This is a genomic window from Metabacillus dongyingensis, assembly GCF_019933155.2.
In the GTDB taxonomy this organism is placed as follows: Bacteria; Bacillota; Bacilli; order Bacillales; family Bacillaceae; genus Bacillus_P; species Bacillus_P dongyingensis.
Map to the genome: position 1 here is coordinate 1,911,505 of NZ_CP082944.1, position 22,515 is coordinate 1,934,019.

Sequence of the window (22,515 nt, forward strand, 5' to 3'; positions counted from 1 at the left end):
TTGAATAAGAAAATCGAATTTTGTTAAGTGAAATCGAACGTTCTGTAGACGAAGGCCAACTCCAGATAAGCTGATCTTTTCTTTATTCCTCGTCATTGCCGCATTACGCTCATTTTAGCCGATCCATCCATCCATCCATCCCACCAGCAGGCAGGTACGTTATCAAATGTGAAAAGGACATAAAGGGGGGCAATGCATGAAGCAGGAGACAGAAAGCGCATATCAAGTATTGCCGCAGGCGGAATTATTTGCAGTTATGAACGATAATGGAAGATTTCAATTCATGTCTTTGAACTGTGAAGAGCATTTGGGTTTTACCAGTGCAGAATTTATTGGAACTTCTTTGCAGGATTATGTCCATAAAGATGATTTATTTTTAGTTGAGAGCTATTTTTACAACGAACACCACCTCCATCCATGCACGTTTCGTTTTTTAATGAAGAATGGAGCGTTTATTTGGCTTGAAGCAACCGTTGATTTTATTAAATCGACTTCAGGTAAAAAAGAAAATCAGATCATCCTTAAGATTAAACTGCTTAAATCACACGAGCAGGAGTTCAGTTCAAAGCCCGTTCAAATGAATAATCCGCTTTTAATTGATGAGGCAAAAGAAATAAATATAAACGCAAGTGAATTGCTTAAGAGAATGCCATGCCCCTTATTCATCTCGCAAAAAGGTCAATTATGCTATGTGAATCAGGCTTTAATTGACTTGTTAGGGGGAAGCTCAAAGGAAGATCTGCTTGGGAAAGACGTGCTGGACATTATCGATCATGATTATCATGACATTGTCAAAAACCGCATTCAAAGAATGCAGCAGGGGTCGTATGTCGGCCAGATTGAACAAACATGGAGGAGGCTCGACGGGTCTCCTGTTGAAGTCGAGATAAAGGCAGCACCCGCTGTTTTTAAAAATCAGCCTGCAGAGCTTGTAGTCCTTCTTGATATTTCTTCAAGAAAAAAGTTTCAGAAAATCCTGCAAAAAAGCCGAGAGCGGTATCAGCTGCTCATTCAAAACTCCATAGATACGATTGCCGTCATACACAGGGAAAAATGGGTGTTTATTAATGAATCAGGCGTAAAGCTTTTTGAAGCAGATGATTATCCTGATATGCTTGGAAAAAACATATTTTCTTCTCTCGATCCGGAATATCATGAGCAAGTAAAAGAAAAACTGCAAAATATAGTTCATTTAAGAACGGATGTTGAAGTAACAAAGCAATCATGGCATACATATAAGAGCAGCACAATCTATACGGAAATGGTCTGCATTCCAACTACATATTTTGGCGAACCTGCTGTCCAGGTTATTTTAAGAGACATCTCTGATCGTAAAAAAGCAGAGGAGTTAATGCTTCGTTCAGAAAAATTGTCCGTTGCAGGACAGCTTGCAGCCGGAATAGCCCATGAAATCAGGAATCCGCTGACAGCAATCAAAGGGTTTCTGCAGCTCATGCGTTCTGCAGGAAAAGGGGAGCCGACCTACTTCGAGATTGTCTTCTCTGAATTAAACCGGATCGAACTCATCTTGAGCGAACTGCTAATGCTTGCCAAACCACAGGAAAGAGTCTTGAAGCAAACAAATTTATTTACGCTTATTCAGGATGTTGCAACTCTTCTTGAAACACAGGCTATCATGAATAATGTGATGATCGTACATCAGCACCCGCAGGATCAGATGAGCATCAATTGTGATAAGAATCAAATCAAACAAGTCTTTATCAATTTAATAAAAAATGCAATAGACTCCATGCCAAATGGAGGAAAAGTGACGCTGTCTTCCACGCAAGAAGGAGACTATATACTCGTGAAGGTAAAAGACGAGGGTGATGGTATTCCGGATGAAGTGCTGAAAAAAATTGGCGAGCCATTTTTTACAACGAAGGAAAAGGGAACGGGTCTTGGCTTGATGATTACATATAAAATTATTGAAAACCATAAAGGCAGCATGTCCATTGAAAGCGAGCTTGGACAGGGTACTGTCTTCACATTGAAATTGCCATCGGCTGAAGCCGAAAAAAACTAGCCAGTGAAGCCTCAGGGCATTCGCTGGCCAGTTTTTATTTAGGACTTATATAAGCTTCGAGAAACAGCCTATCTTAAGGATGACAGATACTTTTCCATACGGTTCAAAGCCTTCTCAAGCTGCTCATAGCTGCAGGCATAGGATATCCGGATAAATCCTTCCCCGTATTTTGAAAACGCGGTTCCGGGAACAACTGCAACTCCTCCGTCTTTTGCCAAAGAATAAGCAAAATCAAACGAAGAAACACTGAATTGTTTGATGCTCGGAAAAATATAAAAGGAACCATCGGGTTTAACGGTTTGAAGACCCATGCTGACCAATCTTTCATACACATAATTCATCCGTTTTTTGTACTCCTGATTCATTGGAACAGCATCATTGATTCCATCAGTAAGAGCTTGATATGCCGCTTTTTGAGAAATAGAAGAAGCGCAGGATACATTATACTGATGCACTTTTAAAATATGCTTTGCAATAACAGCAGGAGCAAATAACAGACCGATTCTAAACCCTGTCATACTGTGGGATTTGGATAATCCATTGATGACGATGGTCTGTTCGGGCAAGAATTTGGCAATTGAGTGATGTTTCCCGTTAAAAACAAGCTCACTGTAGATTTCATCCGAAAGAACAAAGATATCCCTGCCCCTGATGACATCGGCTATTTTCTTCAGCTCATCCTCGTGCAAAGTCACACCCGTCGGATTAGATGGATAAGGAAGGACAATGCAGCGGGTTTTTTCCGTTATATTCAGTTTGATCAGTTCAGCCGTTAACTTGAAATCATGGTCAGCTGTATCAACATGAACAGGTACTGCTCCGCAAAGGGAAATAATCGGTTCATACCCCGGGTAAACAGGGCCAGGCAGGATTACTTCACAGCCTTCTTCAAGAATTGCCCTGAAGGAAATATCTATTGCCTGGCTGGCCCCGGCCGTCACGATAATTTCATTTTCCGGATCATAAACTAAATCATATTTCACTTTTACAAAGTCAGCAGCTGCATTCCTGAGTTCTAAATACCCCGCATTGTGAGTATAGGTCGTGAAATTTTCTTCTATTGCTTGGGCAGCTGCTTCTTTTACATGAGCAGGGGTGAAAAAATCAGGCTGTCCGATTGTGAGCGAGATTGTGTCCTCAAATTCAGAAACCATATTGAAAAACTGCCGTATCCCCGAAATTTGAATGTTCTTCACGTTTTTATTAATGAGATGTTCCATCTTGTTCATCCTTTATATATGTAGTTCTTTTACCATCATACACAATTATTCTGCGTATATCATCTTTTCTTTATCTGTTTAGGAACATAGATTAGGGGGAATAGAAGAAGAATAAAATTCATAGCAAACAGAAAAGATGTGACATAATGATACGTACACTTGCCGTTCAATCAACTGGAGCAGTCATTTATGACCTGCCGCTAAAAGAATTAAAAAATCCTGACATCAAATGGTACTGGGTGGATTTTCAGGACCCGACAGCAGAAGAGACGAAGCTGTTAAGCAAGTTTTTTAAATTTCACCCGCTTGCCATTGAAGACTGTGTGGAATTTGTTCAGAGACCAAAAGTAGATACATATGATACCTACCTATTTGTCGTCATGCATTCGATTCAGCAAAAAACATTAGAAGCTGAAGAGCTGGATCTTTTTGTAGCAAAAAATTACGCCGTAACCTTTCATAAAAAATCGATTCGTGATTTGAATAATATTTGGTTCAAACTAAAAAAAGACTCTCTTCTTCAGGAAGGCGGGCCATCACTCTTAATGCATCAGCTGATGGATCACCTTGTGGATGAATATTTTCCGCCAGTCTACAAGCTTGAAGATCAATTAAACGAGATAGAGGAAAACACAAAAGACTTGACCATCAGCGAATTAATGGAAGGCGTTTTTGATATCCGGACAGATTTGTATATGCTGAGAAGAACAATCATTCCAATGCGCGATTTATTGTACCGCATCATCAGCTCAAGCGGCTTAAAGGCCTATATTAAAGATGAAATCTACTTTCAGGACATCTATGATCACCTTTTGAAATTAGTCGAAATGATTGATGCCAACCGTGAACTCAGTGCGGATATTCGAGACAGTTATCTATCAATCAGCTCTGACAGAATGAACAGAGTCATGATGACGCTGACCGTGATTTCGTCCATTTTTCTCCCCCTCACATTTATTGCAGGGCTCTATGGCATGAATTTTCAATATATGCCCGAGCTGACCGGAAAATATAATTACTTTGTTGTTGTCGCCATAATGGTATTCATTGCAGCCGGCATGATTTACTTCTTTGCAAAAATGGGCTGGTTCAGGTATCACAAAGGCACTAAACTATAAAGCAGCCGTCATAATTATAAGATCGTAAACGAATTCTTTCCTATAGAATACAAAGCAACCGGAGTGATCCCATGCAAATTGATGAAACCCTGCTGACAGATGTGGAAAAACAGATTGTAAAAAAATTGAACCAGGAGATGTTCTTTGCCGTATCCTATGAACATCTTACCTTTTATAAAAATGAAATCAATTCGATTCTGAATCAAGCAACAAGAAGAAATTCGTTTCTGACGAACATGAAGGAAAGAATGAATGAACCAAACTGCCTCTAAGGCAGTTTTTTTTGAGAAAAGATCAGGTTAACATAGTATAATAAAGGAAACGAATCAAAAGGCGGGATGAGCGTGAAGAGAATTGCTGTAATCGGCCAATCTGGAGAAATTCCCGAAGAAATTCAATTAATAAGTGAAGAGGTTGGAGCAGAGATTGCATTGAGAAATGCAGTGCTGCTGACTGGCGGCGGCAGCGGTGTGATGGAAGCAGCATCAAAAGGGGCGAAACAGGCCGGCGGACTTGTCATCGGCATTCTCGCAGGAGATGAAACACACGTTGCGAATGACTATTTGGATGTTCCCATCACAACCGGCATGTCCTTTGATTACCGAAGCTTAATATTAATTCATTCATCAGACGCCATCATCATGATTCGGGGCGGAAACGGAACGCTTGGAGAGCTGTCAGCCGCTTATATGAACAAAAAGCCTGTTGTTGTCATAGAAACATCCGGCGGATGGGCGACCAAAGTAAAAGAAGTGGCCTTTGAAGGTGCCTATCTTGATGAGAGAAGAACCGTAGAAATTCACTATGCAAACACCGCAAAAATGGCTGTAGACAGAGCTTTCTTGCGAATTGAACATCCTCTAGATGAAGGGAAGAATACCGGAATCATCGGAGATTAAAAAATCAGACCTGTATGGTCTGATTTTTTGTATATTCTGCTTTTCTCCCTGTCGGAGCTAAACGGGCGATTCCGCTTTTCTAATTGTCCAGCTCCATCACCCAGCTCCTCGGTCAGAACGGCTTCGCCAGTAAAGGCAAAAAGCGCCTTTTCTGTCGAACCCTTATCTGCCTGTCGGAGCTAAACGGGTGATTCCGCTTTTCTAATTGTCCAGCTCCATCACCCAGCTCCTCGGTCAGAACGGCTTCGCCAGTAAAGGCAAAAAGCGCCTTTTCTGTCGAACCCTTATCTGCCTGTCGGAGCTAAACGGGCGATTCCGCTTTTCTAATTAACGGCAAGAAAAAGAAGCAATTCTTTGAGTATCGATGCCAAAGTAGTCCCATCTGAATTGGCGTGGTCTCCATCTGTATCCTGCAACAGATGTTCTGCCTACAAAGGTTGGGTAAAACCAAAAACTTCTGCCGTTGTTCAGCCAAACATACGTATACCTGAATAAACAGCCCCTGATGGCTCCTGGATCAACAGCAAATAGGGAAGGTGATTGCTGGGGAATATAACTTGGCGGAGGTCCCGTTGGTCCCTGTCCCTGTCCTCCGCCAAATCCAGGCGGGGGTCCTGGCGGCATTCCGCCTCCCTGCCCAAACCCTCCGGGACCAAATCCGCTTCTTGGTCCAAATCCTCCGCCGGGCGTTCCACTGAATAATTGATAATCATATGGATAATACATATTCACATTCCTCTCCTCATTAGCCTACACAAACACCATATGCAAGAATGTAAGAGGGAGTGATTATGATAATATCCCAATAGGAAATTTGTGAACATTGCAAGATTAATCTATAAAAAAACACTTCAATGTTTTATTCATTGAAGTGTATATTTCCGCTTTTCTTAATACCCAAAATCCCAATCCATCTGTTCCTGCCAGACAGTAAATTGAATTTCAGAGCACTTAATTTCCCGGTCATTTATTTTATAGCTGTCTGTACCGCAGCCTGATTGCTTTTTTAATTCTGCATACTTTTCTTCAGGTACATCCTCTAAGATTGTTATTTCTTGATTATGATGAAACAATAAAACGGTTCCCACCGAAAAAACACCTTCTTTTGAATTGATAGAACGAACTGAAAACACAGGTTGTATTTTACCATGTTTGCGGCAGTTATCTAACAAATATAAGAAGATGTCATAAAATCGCCAAATCGAAATCGTTTACAGGAAATTTACAGTTGTTTTTTTATCTTAAAGTTGATAAAAAGCATTGGATCGATTGTTATGTATTGCTCTGTATCAAGTGAGCCTTTTTTTTATAACAGTAATACCGGTACTGAAGGTTAGAGATTTGTGGTCTGCTTCCTTAGCTGTTTCTTCAAGCCCCTGGAGAAGAGCGGATGCTGTTCCTTTTCTTTGATGATCCGTGTGAGTATACAGAAAGCGGATTTCTCTATTTTGAGTCAGTATTTCAAACCCGATAATCTTTTGGCTGTGAGCGGCCACAAGAGTTGGATTGACCGTCTGCTAATCGCTCCAGTTTGAGTAATGATCTATGTTTTTTGGAGCGAGCGTTTGCGTTCAGGTGCATGACCGAATACTCATTCGGTCATACACTGACCCGATATAAAGTTTAATAATGGTGTTCCGGTCTTTTGGTTCGAATAATCTAATTTTCATCAGCACCACCGAGAGTCTGCAGTTTTTCTGCACGTGCATCAGCTATCAAGTTCTTCAGCCATGTAAGCTCAGCTTCTCCGTGAAGAATGGACCCTTTAATCAAATGGATCACTGCCCTTGGCAATTGTTTATAATACTCTAAAATGCTTGAAAGTTCTTGAACTCTTTTTTCGGTTAAAGCCATTCTTTTTTCAAGAATATCTGCTATTTCCTGCGGATTTCCATGCAGGGCAAAAGCAACGCCCGTAAAAAGGGGATGATATAAATTGGAGTCGCTGGATAATTCCTTAAGAATCAGCTTGTGAAACAGCTCTTTTCCGGAGTCGGTAATCTGGTAGATTGTTTTATCCGGTCTGTTTGTATCCTTGATCACATCGACTACCTTTATATAATTATTTTTGTGGAGCTGCTCTACTGCGTAATAGAGTGATCCTTTTTGCAGTTTCATAAAATGATCCATATGTCTTTGTTCCATTGTTTGTTTCATTTCATAAGGATGGGCATCCCGTTCCATTAAAAGACCGAGAATAACTAACTTCATGGACATCGTGTACCCTCGCTTTACTGAAGCTGATGCATCTTTTTCAGCTTACCTAAATTATATAGTCTAGTTTGGCCATTTATCAATATTTCACTTGTGGTTCATGTTTTAAATGAAAGGGAAAGGAAAGATTATGAATGTTTATTAAAATTTTTCTTTCAATTTTTTATTATATCCTTTAAAATAAAGTGTTTGAAAAAAATATTTCCTTTATGGGGGAAACTAAGTGTTATCTATTATCAAACCTCTGCTTGTTAACATTACGATATTATTTTCGCTGACCTTTAACGCAAACCTTTTTTTCCCTTTTAATACAAAGCTGAAGGCATCTGTAAAACAAAGGGTCATATACGGATTGATCAGTGCTTTTGGGGCCTTGCTCTGTATGGCCTATCCGATAGAAACGCTTGGAGAGACTTATTTTGATTTAAGAATGGTCTTTGTCCTGATTACTACCCTTTATTCAGGCTGGATTTCAGGTGGAATTGTCCTAATTGTAACATGTCTTGCAAGATATTTGATCGGGGGAGATTTTTACCTGATCGGCATCGTTGTCACTCTTACAGCATATTTAATGGGGCTCTTGTTCAGAAAGTATTTTTTTCAGTCAGAATTGAAATACATAAGCGGGACGATTTTAGTTCTTGTCTATTTTCTTTTCTATATTTCAATCATCTATACGTATATTAACTTTCTGGAATTTCAATTTTATTTCGTCTACTTTTTGGCGTTTTATCTTTCCTACTTGTCAATGATTTTTATCATTGAAAGTTTGATTAAAACCAATAAGCAATTCGATGAAATGGTTTATGTGGATAAACTGACGACAATTGGCCAGATGGCAGCTGCCATTGCTCATGAAATCAGAAATCCAATCACAACCGTCAGAGGATTCATTCAATATATCCAGCAGGATACAAAGGATGATAATTTAAAGAAATTTTCTCCCTTAATTCTGGATGAATTAGACCGCACCAATAAAATCATCACTGACTATTTACAGCTTGCAAAACCGCATCATCATGAATTGACAAAAATAGAAATCGATCGTGTTTTAGAAGACATTATTCAGCTTTTAAAACCGCTTGGATCCTACTCAAATGTAACTTTATCTTATCAAAGTGATGAAAAAAGCTCTGTATATGGCGATATTGCACTTTTGAAGCAATCTTTAATGAATGTGATAAAAAATGGAATTGAAGCCATAGAAGATGGCGGCGAGATTCAAATTACCAAAAAAACAAATTATATGAACGGTACCGTGATCATTGTCGTTAAAGATACAGGAAAAGGCATGACAGATGAAGAGCTGCAGCATTTAGGCCTTCCATTTTATACGACAAAATCAAAAGGCACAGGCCTTGGTTCAATGATTACGAATCGGCTCATCCGCGAAATGAAGGGCACAGTTGAATATGAAAGCGAGATTGGAAAAGGAACAACTGTGACAATCAGCCTTCATTTGTGTCAGTAAGGAAGGAGAAACTCACGTTTGCGGAGAAGTGAGCAGCAGGGGGGATATTTATGAGAACAATTGAAGAAATGAAAAATCATTATAAAAACTTTGATTCCTGGGTGCTGTCATTAAAACAGCTGAGTCATGAAGAATGGCTTCAGCCTATTGATGAAGGGAAATGGTCTTCTGCAGAAATCATTTCTCATTTCATTGCCTGGGACAGGTTTACGTTAGATCAGAGACTAGGAAAGCTTAAGGAAAATGCGGTACTGGATCCTTTTCCTGATTTTCAAAGTGTGAATGATCGGGCAGCAGAATATGCAAAAAGCGGTGTGACTAAGAATGAGCTGATTGATGAATTTATCGAGATTCGTTCTGATGCAGTTGAGGGCTTTCTTAAATTTGAAGGGGAAGAACATCAATTTCACTTTAAAATTGGGAATCATCCATTTACGATTGCAAGCTATATGGAGGATTTTATAGGACATGATCTCCACCATAAAGCTCAAATTGCCGCTTTTCTAGCAAAAAATGAAAGCTGCGGGATTTGATGATAAACTTTCTAATTCAGGCGCTAGCTGCTGCCGGTGCCATTTTTTTGTTCAGTGCTGTATTGGTTTTGATGAAAATGAAAAATAAGCAATAAGCAGAAGAAAACCGCTCAAATCAATGAGCGGTTTTTTTCTGCGGACGATTCCGCTTTTCTATTGTCTAGCTCCGCCTCCTAGCCCCTCGGCCAGAACAAATTCCCTCAGGAAAGTCAAACACGGACTTTTCGGGTGAATTCTTATCTGTCTGCCCGAGTCTGACCAGTCGGCTCCGCTTTTCTATATTGTATGTGTAATGAAATTTGCAAGGAAAAGTAACGCGATAACGTATAAAGGCAGCGCTACTTCTCTTGTACGCTTCATGACCATTTTTAAAATCGGGTAAGCAATAAATCCAAAAGCCATTCCATCTACAATGCTGTATGTGAGTGGAATGAGAGCGATAATCAGGAATGCTGGAAAGCTTTCCGTAAAATCTTTTAAATCGATGTTTTGGATATTCTGAATCATCAATCCGCCGATTAGAATTAGAATAGGCGCAATGGCACTGTCTGGGATCATTTTGATATAAGGCAAAAAGAACAATGAACTTAAAAACAGCAAACCGGTGGTTATCGCTGTTAAGCCTGTTCTGCCGCCTGCTGAAATTCCAGCCGCAGTTTCCACTGTGCTGACAGTAGGACTTGTGCCGAATAGGCCAGCGGTAATGGCAGATATCGCATTTGCCTGAAGCGAGCCTTTGTATCTGTCCGGTCTGTTAATCATGTTAACATGTCCGTGAACGAGTCCGATGTTTTCAAAAACGATGACCATCGTTAATGAAAAAGTCGCTGTCCAAAAGGCCAGATCTGTTATTTTTTCAAAAGACATCGCGCCAAATACTTCAAAATATGCGCCCATTGAAAAAGGAGATGCAGTACCTTGTGCACTGTTATTAATTAACCCGAATCCTGCAGCGATGGCTGTACCAAGCAGAATGCTGATTAAGAAATTGCCTGGAATGTTTCGTGCAAATAAAGTAATCGTAATAAGCAAGGTGATCAGTGTGACAATCACATGGGGATCAGTAAAATCGCCCAGTTTCACAAATGTCGTGTCGCTGCCTGTTACAATTCCGCCTTTTTGGAGACCGATAAATGTAAGGAAAATACCGATTCCAACAGTTATGGCTTCCTTCAGCGAATTTGGAATAGAAGCGCTGATAATTCCGGATAGCTTTGTAAACGCAACGATGGCGAAAAGAATGCCGGATACAAAGACCACTGCAAGTCCCTCTTGCCATGAAAGTCCCATCGAACCGCAGATTGTGTACGTAAATAGTGCATTAACACCCATTCCGGGAACAAGAATGATGGGAGTATTTCCAATAAAGCCCATCAAAATGCATCCTGCAAATGAAGTTAAGATGGTTGCAATGATTCCTGCTTCAATCGGTATACCGGCATCAGCTAGAATCGCTCCATTTACGACTACAATATACACAATTGTAAAGAAGGAAACAATTCCTGCAAGCAGCTCTTTTTTGACAGTCGTGTCATGTTGCTTAAGCTGAAAGTACTTATGCAATTTTTAAAACCTTCCTTAAAAAGTAACCCTCGACCCAACCCGTACAATCGGCAGAAGCCGATTCACATATAGCATTATATCAAGCCGGGGAACTTTGTGCATTATCTTTATTTGTTATTTTTTGAAAGCCGGCAATTGCATTCATGTTAAATATTTGTAAAAAAGCAGGGAGTATCTATTCAGGTAAAGAATTTACTATGAGTACTAACTAAATCAAGGTATGGGGGAACTTATATGGCGCAATTAGAACAGCATACTGATGCGTTAAAAAAACACCAGAGAGCGTGGCATCTTTATTTTTCCCTGCCCATCTTGTCATGGGCGCTGTATGATTTTGCAAATACAATCTTTTCTTCAAACATAACGACCATCTTTTTTCCTTTTTATCTGCAGGAAGTGATAGGTGAAAATGAACGATTGGATCAAATTGCAAGCACATTTATTTCATATGCAAATGCGGCTGCAAGCTTTTTCCTTGTTCTTTTTTCACCGCTGTTCGGCGTGATGATTGACAGAACTGGCAGAAAAAAACGATACATTTTTCCATTTACTCTTATTACTGTAGCCTGCACTATTTTAATGGGAATCTTCGCTATGACACGTTTTTCCCAAACCATATTTGGACTTCCCCTGGCATTAGTGTTTGTTATTTTGCTGTTTATCATTGCTAAATTTTTTTACCATTCAAGTTTGATTTTCTACGACTCAATGATCTCGGATTTAGGTACACAGAAAGAAATTCCTTTGATTTCAGGTTTTGGAGTTGCAGTGGGGTATGTTGGTACACTCGTTGGACTTACTGTATATCCATTTATAGGAGAATCAGGCTATCATCATGCGTTCATACCGACAGCTCTGATGTTTCTCATTTTTTCCCTTCCATTATTTCTTTTAGTAAAAGAAGAGCCGGTTTTACAGGATCAGAAAAAGTCCTCATTCATAAGCGGCTATATTGAAATTTATCAAACATTTAAAGATATCCGGACACACCGGGCGGCTTTTTTGTTCATGATTGCATATTTCTTTTTAAACGATGCGATTGCTACAGCCATTACGATGATGGCAATTTATTCAAAAGCAATTGTCGGTTTTTCATCAGGCGAGTTTATTCTTCTCTATCTTGTTTCGACAGTTGCAAGCATTGCAGGTTCTTTTACCTTTGGATATATAACGAAGTCCATTGGTACGAAAAGAAGCATTACGGTGGTCGCCTTTGTTCTCCTGATCGCTCTTGCTTTTGCCGCGTTTGCTGTCAATCCGCTCATGTTCTGGATAGCTGGAAGTTTATTTGGGGTAGCCCTTGGTGCAATGTGGGTCACAACGAGGACCTATATAGTTGAACTGACTCCCAAGGAGAAGAGAGGCCAATTTTTTGGGCTGTTTGCTTTTTCCGGCAAAGTGTCATCTATTGCAGGACCGCTTCTGTACGGGACGATTACGCTAGTGCTTGCTGATTACGGTGATCTTGCAAGCCGAATTGCTATTGGATCTCTTATGATCCTTGCTTTAATCGGGCTTGTCGTTCATTCATTTGTTCCGGATGAGAATAAGTAGCTGATACCATCTATATATGGGTGAAACTCATAAAAGAAGTGATATCCTATGGAAAGAACCCGCTGGGGTGTTGATTCTGCCAAAAAGCTTGAGTGCTTCTCAAGCTTTTCCCCGTTTTTCTTTATAAAAAAGAAGACAGTCCGATAATAAACCTATAAAGGATATTTTTACGGAGAGAGGGAGAATACAATGCAGCAAACGGATATCTTATTAGAAAGCGGAACAAATGAACTCGAGATCGTCGAATTTACAGTTGCAGGGCTGAAATTTGGCATTAATGTGATAAAAGTAAAAGAAATTATTCAGCTTCAAAGCATGACAAAAGTGCCCCATGCTCATCCAAACTTGGAAGGGATAACTGAGCTTAGGGGAGAAGTACTGCCGGTCGTCGATGCGGCAAAAGCGCTTGGGCTGGCTCAAAGTCAAAATCCACAATCAGATAAGCTGATTGTAACGGAGTTTAATCAGCAAAAAATTATTTTTCATGTTCACAGTGTGACACAGATTCACCGGATTTCATGGAGTTTAATCGAAAAGCCCTCAATGCTTTATCAAGGGCTTGAAAGTCAAATAACCGGTGTAGTGAAATGGATGGGAGAGATGATCCTTCTGCCTGATTTTGAAAAAATCATGGTTGAATTAAATCCGGAATCAGGCATCCATATTGATCAAGTGAAAAAAATGGGCAAACGTGAACGCTCTGCAAAAAGAATTGTGATCGCGGAGGATTCTCCTTTACTGAGGGGGCTCCTCCATGATACCTTGCAAGAGGCAGGCTTTACGAATCTTGAGTTTTTTGAAAATGGGAAAGATGCATATGAATACCTGTATTCACTGTCTGAAGAGGGCAAGAAAGTAAAAGAAGAAGTTAAGCTTGTGATTACGGATATTGAAATGCCGCAAATGGATGGGCTTCATTTAACGAAACGAATAAAAGAAAACAATAAGCTCGCTGGACTGCCAGTCATCATCTTTTCCTCTTTAATCACAAATGACTTGAAGCATAAGGGCCAAAAAGTTGGAGCCGATGCTCAAGTCAGCAAGCCTGAGATTGCTGAACTGGTTAATCTGATTGATCAATACATTCTATAAAAAATGCAGGTGAATCACAATGAATTTAACGGATAAAGCAAAACGTTTTGCAGAGCGAGCACATGAAGGGCAGATCCGCAGGCTAGACGGGGGACCATACTTCACACACGTGGAAAACACTGCGCTTACTCTCTTTAAAGCGGGATTTAGGGAAGAGGTTGTTGCAGCTGGATTTTTGCACGATGCCGTGGAAGATACGGAAACATCAATAGCACAAATCAAAGATATATTTGGCGGGGATGTAGCCTCTCTTGTTGCTTTTAATACCGAGGATAAATCACTGACATGGGAAGAACGGAAGCAGCATACCATTCAGTCAGCAAGTCTTGCGGGCATCGAAGAAAAAGCGATTTTAGCTGCCGATAAGCTGGACAATCTAGAGAGCCTTCTAAAGGAAAACAAAAAGCATGGCGATGATATCTGGAGAATGTTTAACCGGGGAAAAGACAAGCAGGCATGGTATCACCGTTCCATTTCCGAAAATCTTTTTAAGAACCTCGAACCAAAAGAGATCCCGAGTTTTTTCTTTGTTTACAAACGCCTTGTTAAGGAGTTTTTCAGCGAATAAATGATATGAATGCACAGGCAGAGAAAAGGAGCCTGATCCGTAAATGGATCAGGCTCCTTTTCGTTATAGGGGTCAATAGCTTTCGCCCAAACGTTTAAAAACAGGTTTTTTATATGTAGGAGAAGGTTTTTTAGGAGATGATCCAGTTGGCGAAATTTCCTTTATGCCGACATATTGCTGCAGCAGCGCTTTAGCTTTTGCTAAAGGTAAATGTATTTTTGGGTTCCGGTACGTTTGATTCAGTGAACCAAGATGTGGGAGGTTTTCGAAGTCATCTTTTGTGGGAGGCATATGGAAATAATATTCTCCTGCAGAGACAAGTACATCTGATTGCTGTTTGCTGTTTTTGGGATTATTGGAAAAGTGAAGACCTTCCTTTTTTGCTCTTCCCTCAGTAAGAAGTTTATGAAGTGCACGTTTTTTAAGAGTATATAAAAATTTAGGATCCGGAGCTGTTTTTGCATGGCGGTTAACAATATAAATCGCTTTTGCAATATTTTCAGTTGTCGGCTTCAATGGCTGGTTTCGATTATGATCGTCCATTCTTTCTCTCCTTTGCAGGTTATGTATGCTTAACTAAATTATACGTTTTCATGTGTAAATTGCAACCCATTCGAAAAAAGCGGCCACTCCTTTTTGAATACGAAGGAGTGCTCAATCTATTACGAGGCAAGAGAATCCAGTAAAAGCAGCTGCCTCCCTCACGCCGCTTAACCAGATTTTGATTCTCTTTGGCAGTCCATTACATTCAGAAAAAGCTCTGCAAACTCCGGATCCCACTGCGTTCCTTTTCCTTCTTCGATAATGGACAGCGCTTTTTCAGCCGGCATGCCGCGTCTGTACGGCCGGTCAGATGTCATGGCATCATACGCATCTGCAACGGCCATGATTCTGCCAAATAAAGGAATGTCATCACCCCTAAGCCCATCAGGATAACCCATGCCGTCATACCGTTCATGATGATACTTAACACCGGGGATAAGCGGCTCCATCATTTCACCGGGCTGAACATTTGATAAGATGCCTGCACCTATGACGGGGTGCTTCTTAATTTCTTCGAATTCCTCATGGGTTAATCGTCCTTCTTTCAGCAGAATGCTGTCTCTAATGCCTATTTTGCCAATATCATGAAGAAGGGCGGATTTGCGGAGGGTGTCCAGGCTTGCTTCGCATAAGCCTGCTTCTCTGCCGATTAAGACAGAATACTCTGCAACGCGGACTGAATGGCCTGCTGTATATTGGTCTCTTGCATCAAGTGCCAATGCGAGAGTTGTATACAGGCTCTCCAATAGCTGACTGTTAATTTGATCTCTTTCCTTAAGCCTGCGGATCATTTTATTAAAGCCTGCTATCAATTTAGAAAATTCATCAGAATACACTTCATTTCTATAGGAAAGGTGTCCTTGTTCAACTTCTGACATGCCGAACTGGAGCTTCTCAATCGGTTCAGATATATTTTTGAACAATAAAAAAGCACCGAACACAGCGAACAAGACAGATACGATTAAGATAAAAATCGCCCAGCTCCAATATTCGGATAAAAGAGGTACCGGATTTTCCAGAAAACGGATTTGTGTCGCCAGCGTAAATAAAAGGAGAGGAAAAACACCAATATAAATCGCGCTGTACAGCACCTTCTGCTGAATAGATATATGTATTTTTGCTTCTGATGTTAAATCTGCACCGTGAAGCATCAGCGCTTTGTTTCGAAGAGTGATCAACAATGGCCTGACCGCTTTTGAAGATAAGAAAAACTCAATAATGCCGTGCATTCCGGCAATCAGGACCGCGCCAGCTGTTGCGAGAAGCGTATAGTAAAGCGGCAAGCTAAGCAACTCCGTCTGGATAAACACTGCTGCCAGCAGGACAGCAGGGATGGATAGACCGAAGAGATGAGGTCCGAAAATCCGGTACACGGACAGCGATGGAAATCGATGTGCTTGAGAGTAAGCATTCTCAATGGCTTCAAATGAGAGATCCCCATTTTTAAATACCCGCCTGATGGGATTTATATGCTTTTTGAATACAAACCATTCACAAAGCCCCATGCAAACAATGGATATACTTAGTATAAACAGCAGAATCCCTATTTCTAAAGAAGAAATGACTAAAGTGGAAAACATAAACAAAGAGCCGATTCCAAAGACAGCAATGAAAGAACCAATAAAATAATTGATCAGCAGTTTTTTTAAGAATTCTTTATATGTATTCAGACAGGGACACAACCTTAAAAGTTAGACTTCAGCTTATTTATCGGCCATTTATCCAAAAATTTAACAGTCTGCCTATGAAAAAGGTAAAGAGGGAAAATAAAAAAGACAGCAAATGCTGTCTGCATTGCTGACTTTAAGAGATATGAACCTGTCCTTTTCTTGTTGAAGCAAGACGAGTTCTTTTAGCTTGAGAAAATTCGAGCTCTCTGCTCAGCTTCGGCAGAGTGAGTGCGTAAAATAGGAAAACCAGCAGAATAACTGTTGCCATGCCGTAATAGAGATACTCAATATTGCTGATGATCTTCGGGAAAAGCAAGGCAATCAGTCCGAGCGTAATCGATTGTGCGAACATCATGAGAGGATCTATCCAGCCGCTGACCCGCCCCATCAGCTTTGGATGCACAATTTTCGGCATCCAGCCGCCAATTGCTATATTTATAGGGCCAATGCATGTCCCAATAATAAAAACAGTAGCTAAAAAAATACCCATATGATCTGTCAAACCTAATATATAAATCAAGATGCCGCTCAGGAAAATCGGGTAAATCATCATATGATGCGGTTTAATTTTAGAAGAGATCAATGCCCCGATGCCGCTTCCGGCAAGAAGGCCAATCCCAAGAGAAATCGCAAAGTATGAAGCATATTTTTCATAGTTATCAGGAGACAATTCATACTTCATTGTAAAGATCGGCAAAATGGCAAATGCTCCGTTTACAAATCCAAAAACAAAAAAACCAAAAATCAGAGAAGCTAATAGCTTATTTCCCGCAATATAAAGAATTCCATCCTTGAAGTCTCTGAACGAGGCCCCAATACTGAAATCTTTCCATTTTATTTTACCATTTGGCAGCCTTGCTTCCATTGGTATTTTACATCTGCGGATTAGAATAGCAGAAATCACAAAACTGAAAAAATCTACTGCTACAGCACCCTGAAGTCCAATTGTTTTATAGGCAAGGGCCCCGAGTCCCACACCAAATACCATGAAAATACTGAACAGCATTTGATTGAGGCCTGCTGCCTGGGCATATTGATCTTTGTTTAATATGCTTTGAACAAGACTTGCTTCTGCAGGATAGAAAAACTTGGTAACGGCACTCCGCAGAAATAATAAGAAAAATACGAGCGGAATGGAATTCAAGAATAATGAGCCAAAAAGAAGGACTGTAAGAATGGCTCTGATCCAATCACAATTTTCAGCTACTTTTTTTCGGTCAAATCTGTCTGCAACCACCCCGACTAAAAAGAAAACAAATAAAGTCGGCAGGGAATACATAAGCTCCGCCATGGTTGCAAAAGAAGGCTGATGGCTGAACCGATCAAGCAAATAAAAGGCAAAAGCCATATTTCCGATCGTCGTGCCCATTTGTGAGGCCAAGGCAGCAAAAAAGAGCTTCACAAAATTTCTGTTTTCAAAGATTTTCATAACGCAGCTCCTTATTTTGCAGGATATCGGTCACAGTAGTTATTATAATAGAAAAAAGAATATTTTAATATGAAGTGTTTGTAAAAAAATGACTGGTCCTTAATTGGGACGTATGATAACTCTAGTACCATTAGGAACAATCGAGCCGAGTTCAAGAACATCTCTGTTTTGCATCCGTATGCATCCCCTTGAGACTGCTTTGCCGATGGAGCTTGGATCATTTGTGCCGTGAATCCCGTAATGAATTTTAGACAAACTCATCCAGAGCACGCCGAAGGGGCCGCCTGGGTTCGGTTCGCGGTTTACTATGACAAAATCACCGATGGGTGTGCCGCTCAATATTTTTCCGACAGCAATCGGATAAACTTTCATTACTTGTCCGCTGCGATAAAGAGTCAGCGTCCTCTTTCCAACTGATACTGAAATCGAGTAGGGTATTGAAGCAGGCTCAGGCAGACCCGGGATGATAATAGGCTGGCCGGCAAGCAGTACGTTCTGATCAGAAATCTGGTTCGCCCTTATAAGAACTGCAGGACTGATCCGGTAATTAAGCGCAATTGTGTTAAGTGTTTCACCAGGTTTTACTAGATGGATCATACATAAATCACCGCTTTAACATAATTTTGACTGTCAGTGCTACAGCTTATGACTGGACAGCTGGTTTGTTTCCATGCCGCGATAGATGCGAGATCGAAATGCTGTGGTATAATTTTTTGTATATTCAGAGGAGTTGAACAGATTTGATTAAAGAAAAATATGCCATTATCGATATTGGTTCTAATACAATGAGGCTCGTCATTTATCAGCGCGATAAAAGTCAGCGTTTAAAAGAAGTTGAGAATGTTAAAATTGCGGCACGGCTCCGTAATTATCTAAATGAAGACTCCTTCTTAAAAGACGAAGGGATCAGCGTTTTAGTTTCAGCTCTTCACAGTTTTCAGGAAGTCACTAGGCATCATGATCTTAAAAATGTAAAATGTGTTGCTACTGCGACAATTAGACAATCAGAAAATAAAGAGGCCATTTTGAAGAAGGTTCAAGAAGAAACAGATTTTACAATCCGCATTCTGTCTGAATATGAGGAAGCCTATTACGGGTTTTTGGCTGTTGTCAATTCCACTCAGATTAACAGCGGGATTACGATTGATATCGGCGGGGGAAGTACAGAGATTACATATTTTGAAAATAGAAAACTCATTCAATATCACAGTTTTCCGTTTGGAGCTCTTTCCCTAAAAAAATATTTTGTGAAGCAGGAGATTCCGACTGAAAAGGAATTGGTTGAGTTAAAGCAGTTCCTCGCAAGGGAATTTCATTCGCTGCCATGGCTCGCAAACAAGGAATTGCCGATTATTGCAATCGGCGGAAGTGCCAGAAACATTGTGCAAATACACCAGGCTATGCAGGAATATCCTCTGGCAGGGGTTCACCTTTATGAAATGACTCATAGGAATCTGACAGATGTCCAGAACTTTTTATCTACTTTGTCTCTTCATGAACTTCAAAGTGCAGAGGGTTTATCAAAAGACCGTGCTGACACGATCATTCCTGCTGCTCAAGTCTTTACAGTTTTGTATGAGGTTGTCCGTGCCGACAATTTCATTTTAAGCAGAAAAGGGCTTAGAGACGGTGTTTTTTATGAGGACTTGACTGGAGGGACTGGATCGGCCATTTTTCCTAGTGTCATTGAGGAAAGCTTTCATGAACTGCTCAGTGATTATGATATTGATCTTCACCATGTCCAGTATGTAACCAAAATTGCTCTTAAACTGTATTCAGACCTTGCTGAAACAGGATTGCTCTCGTACTCGGATGACGATATTCTTTTAATCAGAAGAGCATCGTTTGTCTACAATCTCGGCCAATATATTGATTCAGAATCCAGCAGTCAGCATACTTTTTACTTGATTGCCAACCGGACAATAGATGGCCTTCTCCACAAGGAAAGGCTGCAGCTGGCGCTGATTGCTTCTTTTAAAAGCAAGTCAGCATTTAAACAATATGGAGAGCCTTATAAACACTGGTTCTCTAAAGTGGAGCAGCGGAATATGATGCTGCTGGGTGCGATTATCAAGCTTGCCTACAGCTTAAACGCAACGGGAAGAGATATTGTAAAAACGCTGAAACTTGCTGAAGATGATGAGCGTGTAAAATGCAAAGTCATCTGTAAAGGGAATTATAGTCCTGAGGAATATCAGGCCGAAAAGCAAAAGAAGAATTTAGAAAAGATCTTGAAGAAGAACATTGTGTTTCATTTTCAGAAAGAAAGCTGAGATTCTCCTCTCCGTCTGTGATTGGATCCGCCGAAAAGGTCAAATCATGACTTTCATGGCGGATTCTCAAACTCTAATCTATCCTTAATGCCTTCATTTTTCTTGATATATATTTACAAAAACCACATAAAATATTTACAATGAATTTACATCTCCGTCTTTTACAAGTGCTATCATAACAGGTGAAACCAAATGACTAATTTAAAAGGGTGACTTTTCACATGAGCACATTAAACATCGATCAGACATTGCTTGGTAACCCTCTTTATTACAACAACCGCGAATTGAGCTGGCTTGCTTTTAATAAAAGAGTATTAGAAGAGGCCATTGATGAACGAAATCCCCTGCTTGAACGGCTGAAATTTCTTGCGATTTTCAGCTCCAATCTTGACGAGTTTTTCATGGTGCGGGTCGCGGGACTTAAGGACCAGGTGAAAGCAGGCTTCAGCAAACCCGAAAACAAAGCGGGACTCACCCCTAAGCAGCAGCTGACACAAATTGCCGAACAAAATCACTCGCTTGTGAAGCTTCAAACCCGCACATTCAATGAGTTGATCTTGCCTGCTTTAAAAAATGAAGGCATCACTTTTGCAACGGTCAGCAGTTTATCTCCCCAGCAAAAAAAGATCATAGAGAAGTATTTTGACGAACATATCTTCCCTGTTCTTACTCCAATGGCTGTTGACGCATACCGTCCATTTCCTATGCTTCTGAACAAGAGCCTCAATCTTGTCATAAAACTTGAAGATCAAAACGAATCAATTGAATACCGAATGAAAACTGCTATAGTTCAAGTGCCTGCTGTTTTAGAGCGCTTCGTTTCGATTTCTTCTGCAGGAGGACATGAGTACGTTCTGCTGGAAGATATTATTGCCCATTATATTTTCAAACTTTTTCACGGATTTGACGTTCTTTCAGTCACCCCTTTCAGAATTACACGCAATGCAGATATGACCATACATGAAGAAGGCGCCAGGGATCTCCTTAAGGAAATTGAAAAGGAACTGAAGAAAAGAAAATGGGGAGCAGCCGTACGACTGGAAGTGAGAAAGGATTTCTATGATTCTCAAATGATGTCATATCTTCTTGAAGAATTAGAGATTCATAAAGGCGATGTTTATGAGATTGACGGGCCGCTTGATTTCACTTTTTTATTTAGTTTTTATAAAGAGCTCAGTTCGGGTTTTGATCATCTTACATACGAAACATTCATACCTCAGCCCCCCAAGGATTTATCCTCAGACAGTGATATCTTTGAAGTTGCAGCGGCACAGGATTTATTTTTGCACCATCCTTATGAATCATTCGAGCCTGTTATTGATTTTGTTCTGGATGCGGCAGATGATCCTGATGTTCTGGCCATCAAACAAACTCTCTATAGAGTAAGCGGCGGTTCGCCAGTTATTGAGGCGCTGAAACGGGCAGCGGAAAAAGGAAAGCAGGTGACCGTGCTCGTTGAACTTAAAGCCCGCTTTGATGAAGAGAACAATGTTCAATGGGCAAAAGAACTTGAAAAAGCTGGCTGCCATGTTATTTACGGGATGACATACTTAAAAACACACAGTAAGATCACACTTGTGGTGAGGCGGAAAAATAACCGCATTGAGAGATTTGTCCATTTAGGAACAGGCAATTACAATGACCAGACTGCAAAAATCTACACGGATATGAGTTTAATCACTTCTAATTATAAATACGGAATTGACGCTACCAACTTCTTTAATTATTTGAGCGGTTATACAGAAAAACCGGAATTTCACCATATTTCAGTTGCTCCTTTTAACATTCGAAGCGACTTTTTAGAGCTTGTCGATCATGAAATCAATTATCATAAGCACCATGGAAATGGAAGAATCATTGCTAAAATGAACTCTCTCACAGACAAAGTGATTATCATGAAGCTGTATGAAGCATCAAATGCAGGTGTCAGCATTGACTTGATTGTAAGAGGCACTTGCTGTTTAAGACCAGGCATTAAAGGTATAAGCGAAAATATTAAGGTGAGGAGTATTGTAGGAAGATTTCTCGAGCACAGCAGAATCTATTATTTTCATCATAATGGTGATGGGAAAATGTACCTCTCCTCGGCAGACATGATGACCAGAAATATGGAAAAACGGGTTGAAATTTTATTTCCTATCTTTGACGGCAGCATTAAATCAAGAATTTCAAACCTCTTATCCATCATGCTGACAGACAATGTAAAGGCGCGGGAACAAGATTCTACAGGGAACTACCATTATGTTTCAAGAATAGCAGATGAACCTGAAATAGACAGCCAGGCAATCCTTGCTCAGCTTTCATACAGGGTATCGGAAGACGAAGAATAATGAAAAAGAGTG

Annotated in this window: 21 protein-coding genes; 11 read left to right on the forward strand and 10 right to left on the reverse strand. The window is 40.3% G+C overall.

From position 1 onward, the window contains the following. Positions 1-196 precede the first annotated feature (196 nt). The gene (locus K8L98_RS09445) at positions 197-2,026 is read left to right on the forward strand and encodes a PAS domain S-box protein (RefSeq protein ID WP_223441658.1); all 1,830 of its coding nucleotides are present in this window, start codon (positions 197-199) and stop codon (positions 2,024-2,026) included. Between the two features lie 68 nt (positions 2,027-2,094). Here the strand turns inward: K8L98_RS09445 and K8L98_RS09450 are convergent, their stop codons facing one another. Continuing rightward, a complete protein-coding gene (locus K8L98_RS09450) occupies positions 2,095-3,246 on the reverse strand; it encodes an aminotransferase A (RefSeq protein WP_223441660.1) in 1,152 nt (383 codons plus the stop codon). A gap of 146 nt (positions 3,247-3,392) precedes the next feature. Between K8L98_RS09450 and corA the strand changes: the two genes are divergently transcribed. From corA to K8L98_RS09465, 3 genes are all read left to right on the forward strand, one after another. Further along, entirely contained in the window at positions 3,393-4,364 is a 972-nt protein-coding gene (gene corA / locus K8L98_RS09455) for a magnesium/cobalt transporter CorA (protein ID WP_223441680.1), read from the forward strand. 71 nt (positions 4,365-4,435) lie between these two features. Beyond that, the gene (locus tag K8L98_RS09460) at positions 4,436-4,636 is read left to right on the forward strand and encodes a hypothetical protein (protein ID WP_223441681.1); all 201 of its coding nucleotides are present in this window, start codon (positions 4,436-4,438) and stop codon (positions 4,634-4,636) included. A 66-nt stretch (positions 4,637-4,702) separates the two neighbouring features. Beyond that, on the forward strand, positions 4,703-5,263 hold the full coding sequence (locus tag K8L98_RS09465; RefSeq protein ID WP_223441683.1) for a TIGR00725 family protein: 561 nt from the start codon (positions 4,703-4,705) through the stop codon (positions 5,261-5,263). Positions 5,264-5,590: 327 nt separating this feature from the next. Here K8L98_RS09465 and K8L98_RS09470 read toward each other — a convergent pair whose 3' ends face one another. From K8L98_RS09470 to K8L98_RS09480, 4 genes are all read right to left on the reverse strand, one after another. Beyond that, positions 5,591-5,989 carry a collagen-like protein gene (locus K8L98_RS09470; RefSeq protein ID WP_223443288.1) on the reverse strand — a complete coding sequence of 133 codons (399 nt, stop codon included), beginning with the start codon at positions 5,987-5,989 and terminating at the stop codon, positions 5,591-5,593. Positions 5,990-6,153: 164 nt separating this feature from the next. Next, the gene (locus tag K8L98_RS09475; RefSeq protein WP_223441684.1) at positions 6,154-6,351 is read right to left on the reverse strand and encodes a hypothetical protein; all 198 of its coding nucleotides are present in this window, start codon (positions 6,349-6,351) and stop codon (positions 6,154-6,156) included. Positions 6,352-6,552: 201 nt separating this feature from the next. After that, positions 6,553-6,759: a GNAT family N-acetyltransferase gene (locus tag K8L98_RS26840; protein WP_223441685.1), complete on the reverse strand. Its 207-nt coding sequence runs from the start codon at positions 6,757-6,759 to the stop codon at positions 6,553-6,555. Positions 6,760-6,922: 163 nt separating this feature from the next. Then, positions 6,923-7,480, reverse strand: coding sequence for a PadR family transcriptional regulator (locus K8L98_RS09480; protein ID WP_223441686.1), 558 nt, complete (start codon positions 7,478-7,480; stop codon positions 6,923-6,925). 220 nt (positions 7,481-7,700) lie between these two features. On the opposite strand from K8L98_RS09480, the gene K8L98_RS09485 reads away from it, so the two are divergent. Continuing rightward, entirely contained in the window at positions 7,701-8,948 is a 1,248-nt protein-coding gene (locus K8L98_RS09485; protein WP_223441687.1) for an ATP-binding protein, read from the forward strand. 50 nt (positions 8,949-8,998) lie between these two features. Continuing rightward, positions 8,999-9,481, forward strand: a complete 483-nt coding sequence (locus K8L98_RS09490) for a DinB family protein (protein WP_223441689.1) — start codon at positions 8,999-9,001, stop codon at positions 9,479-9,481. 276 nt (positions 9,482-9,757) lie between these two features. Here K8L98_RS09490 and K8L98_RS09495 read toward each other — a convergent pair whose 3' ends face one another. Continuing rightward, positions 9,758-11,044 carry an NCS2 family permease gene (locus K8L98_RS09495; protein WP_223441691.1) on the reverse strand — a complete coding sequence of 429 codons (1,287 nt, stop codon included), beginning with the start codon at positions 11,042-11,044 and terminating at the stop codon, positions 9,758-9,760. 234 nt (positions 11,045-11,278) lie between these two features. Between K8L98_RS09495 and K8L98_RS09500 the strand changes: the two genes are divergently transcribed. The 3 genes from K8L98_RS09500 (at position 11,279) to K8L98_RS09510 (ending at position 14,258) form a co-directional block, all read left to right on the forward strand. Further along, positions 11,279-12,598 carry an MFS transporter gene (locus tag K8L98_RS09500; protein WP_223441694.1) on the forward strand — a complete coding sequence of 440 codons (1,320 nt, stop codon included), beginning with the start codon at positions 11,279-11,281 and terminating at the stop codon, positions 12,596-12,598. Positions 12,599-12,787: 189 nt separating this feature from the next. Then, positions 12,788-13,690: a chemotaxis protein gene (locus tag K8L98_RS09505; RefSeq protein WP_223441697.1), complete on the forward strand. Its 903-nt coding sequence runs from the start codon at positions 12,788-12,790 to the stop codon at positions 13,688-13,690. 19 nt (positions 13,691-13,709) lie between these two features. After that, positions 13,710-14,258, forward strand: coding sequence for an HD domain-containing protein (locus K8L98_RS09510; RefSeq protein WP_223441700.1), 549 nt, complete (start codon positions 13,710-13,712; stop codon positions 14,256-14,258). A gap of 72 nt (positions 14,259-14,330) precedes the next feature. On the opposite strand, the gene K8L98_RS09515 is transcribed toward K8L98_RS09510, so the two are convergent. The 4 genes from K8L98_RS09515 to K8L98_RS09530 all read right to left on the reverse strand — a co-directional run bounded on the left by K8L98_RS09515 (position 14,331) and on the right by K8L98_RS09530 (position 18,497). Next, positions 14,331-14,801, reverse strand: coding sequence for a YkyB family protein (locus tag K8L98_RS09515; RefSeq protein ID WP_223441704.1), 471 nt, complete (start codon positions 14,799-14,801; stop codon positions 14,331-14,333). Positions 14,802-14,968: 167 nt separating this feature from the next. Further along, positions 14,969-16,381 carry an HD domain-containing phosphohydrolase gene (locus K8L98_RS09520; RefSeq protein WP_223443290.1) on the reverse strand — a complete coding sequence of 471 codons (1,413 nt, stop codon included), beginning with the start codon at positions 16,379-16,381 and terminating at the stop codon, positions 14,969-14,971. A gap of 223 nt (positions 16,382-16,604) precedes the next feature. Further along, positions 16,605-17,900: an MFS transporter gene (locus K8L98_RS09525; protein ID WP_223441708.1), complete on the reverse strand. Its 1,296-nt coding sequence runs from the start codon at positions 17,898-17,900 to the stop codon at positions 16,605-16,607. A 99-nt stretch (positions 17,901-17,999) separates the two neighbouring features. Further along, a complete protein-coding gene (locus K8L98_RS09530) occupies positions 18,000-18,497 on the reverse strand; it encodes a L,D-transpeptidase family protein (protein WP_223441710.1) in 498 nt (165 codons plus the stop codon). Positions 18,498-18,640: 143 nt separating this feature from the next. Here K8L98_RS09530 and ppx point away from each other — a divergent pair, with 143 nt between their 5' ends. Both ppx and K8L98_RS09540 read left to right on the forward strand, forming a co-directional pair. Next, positions 18,641-20,173, forward strand: coding sequence for an exopolyphosphatase (gene ppx, locus K8L98_RS09535; protein WP_223441715.1), 1,533 nt, complete (start codon positions 18,641-18,643; stop codon positions 20,171-20,173). A gap of 221 nt (positions 20,174-20,394) precedes the next feature. Continuing rightward, on the forward strand, positions 20,395-22,503 hold the full coding sequence (locus tag K8L98_RS09540) for an RNA degradosome polyphosphate kinase (protein ID WP_223441719.1): 2,109 nt from the start codon (positions 20,395-20,397) through the stop codon (positions 22,501-22,503). Positions 22,504-22,515 lie beyond the last annotated feature (12 nt).

Coding starts and splice junctions, on each gene's coding strand:
- K8L98_RS09445 (WP_223441658.1), top strand. CDS start 197: ATGAAGCAGGAGACAGAAAGCGCATATCAAGTATTGCCGCAGGCGGAA.
- K8L98_RS09450 (WP_223441660.1), bottom strand. CDS start 3,246: ATGGAACATCTCATTAATAAAAACGTGAAGAACATTCAAATTTCGGGG.
- corA (WP_223441680.1), top strand. CDS start 3,393: ATGATACGTACACTTGCCGTTCAATCAACTGGAGCAGTCATTTATGAC.
- K8L98_RS09460 (WP_223441681.1), top strand. CDS start 4,436: ATGCAAATTGATGAAACCCTGCTGACAGATGTGGAAAAACAGATTGTA.
- K8L98_RS09465 (WP_223441683.1), top strand. CDS start 4,703: ATGAGCGTGAAGAGAATTGCTGTAATCGGCCAATCTGGAGAAATTCCC.
- K8L98_RS09470 (WP_223443288.1), bottom strand. CDS start 5,989: ATGTATTATCCATATGATTATCAATTATTCAGTGGAACGCCCGGCGGA.
- K8L98_RS09480 (WP_223441686.1), bottom strand. CDS start 7,480: ATGTCCATGAAGTTAGTTATTCTCGGTCTTTTAATGGAACGGGATGCC.
- K8L98_RS09490 (WP_223441689.1), top strand. CDS start 8,999: ATGAGAACAATTGAAGAAATGAAAAATCATTATAAAAACTTTGATTCC.
- K8L98_RS09500 (WP_223441694.1), top strand. CDS start 11,279: ATGGCGCAATTAGAACAGCATACTGATGCGTTAAAAAAACACCAGAGA.
- K8L98_RS09505 (WP_223441697.1), top strand. CDS start 12,788: ATGCAGCAAACGGATATCTTATTAGAAAGCGGAACAAATGAACTCGAG.
- K8L98_RS09510 (WP_223441700.1), top strand. CDS start 13,710: ATGAATTTAACGGATAAAGCAAAACGTTTTGCAGAGCGAGCACATGAA.
- K8L98_RS09515 (WP_223441704.1), bottom strand. CDS start 14,801: ATGGACGATCATAATCGAAACCAGCCATTGAAGCCGACAACTGAAAAT.
- K8L98_RS09520 (WP_223443290.1), bottom strand. CDS start 16,381: ATGTTTTCCACTTTAGTCATTTCTTCTTTAGAAATAGGGATTCTGCTG.
- K8L98_RS09525 (WP_223441708.1), bottom strand. CDS start 17,900: ATGAAAATCTTTGAAAACAGAAATTTTGTGAAGCTCTTTTTTGCTGCC.
- K8L98_RS09530 (WP_223441710.1), bottom strand. CDS start 18,497: ATGATCCATCTAGTAAAACCTGGTGAAACACTTAACACAATTGCGCTT.
- K8L98_RS09540 (WP_223441719.1), top strand. CDS start 20,395: ATGAGCACATTAAACATCGATCAGACATTGCTTGGTAACCCTCTTTAT.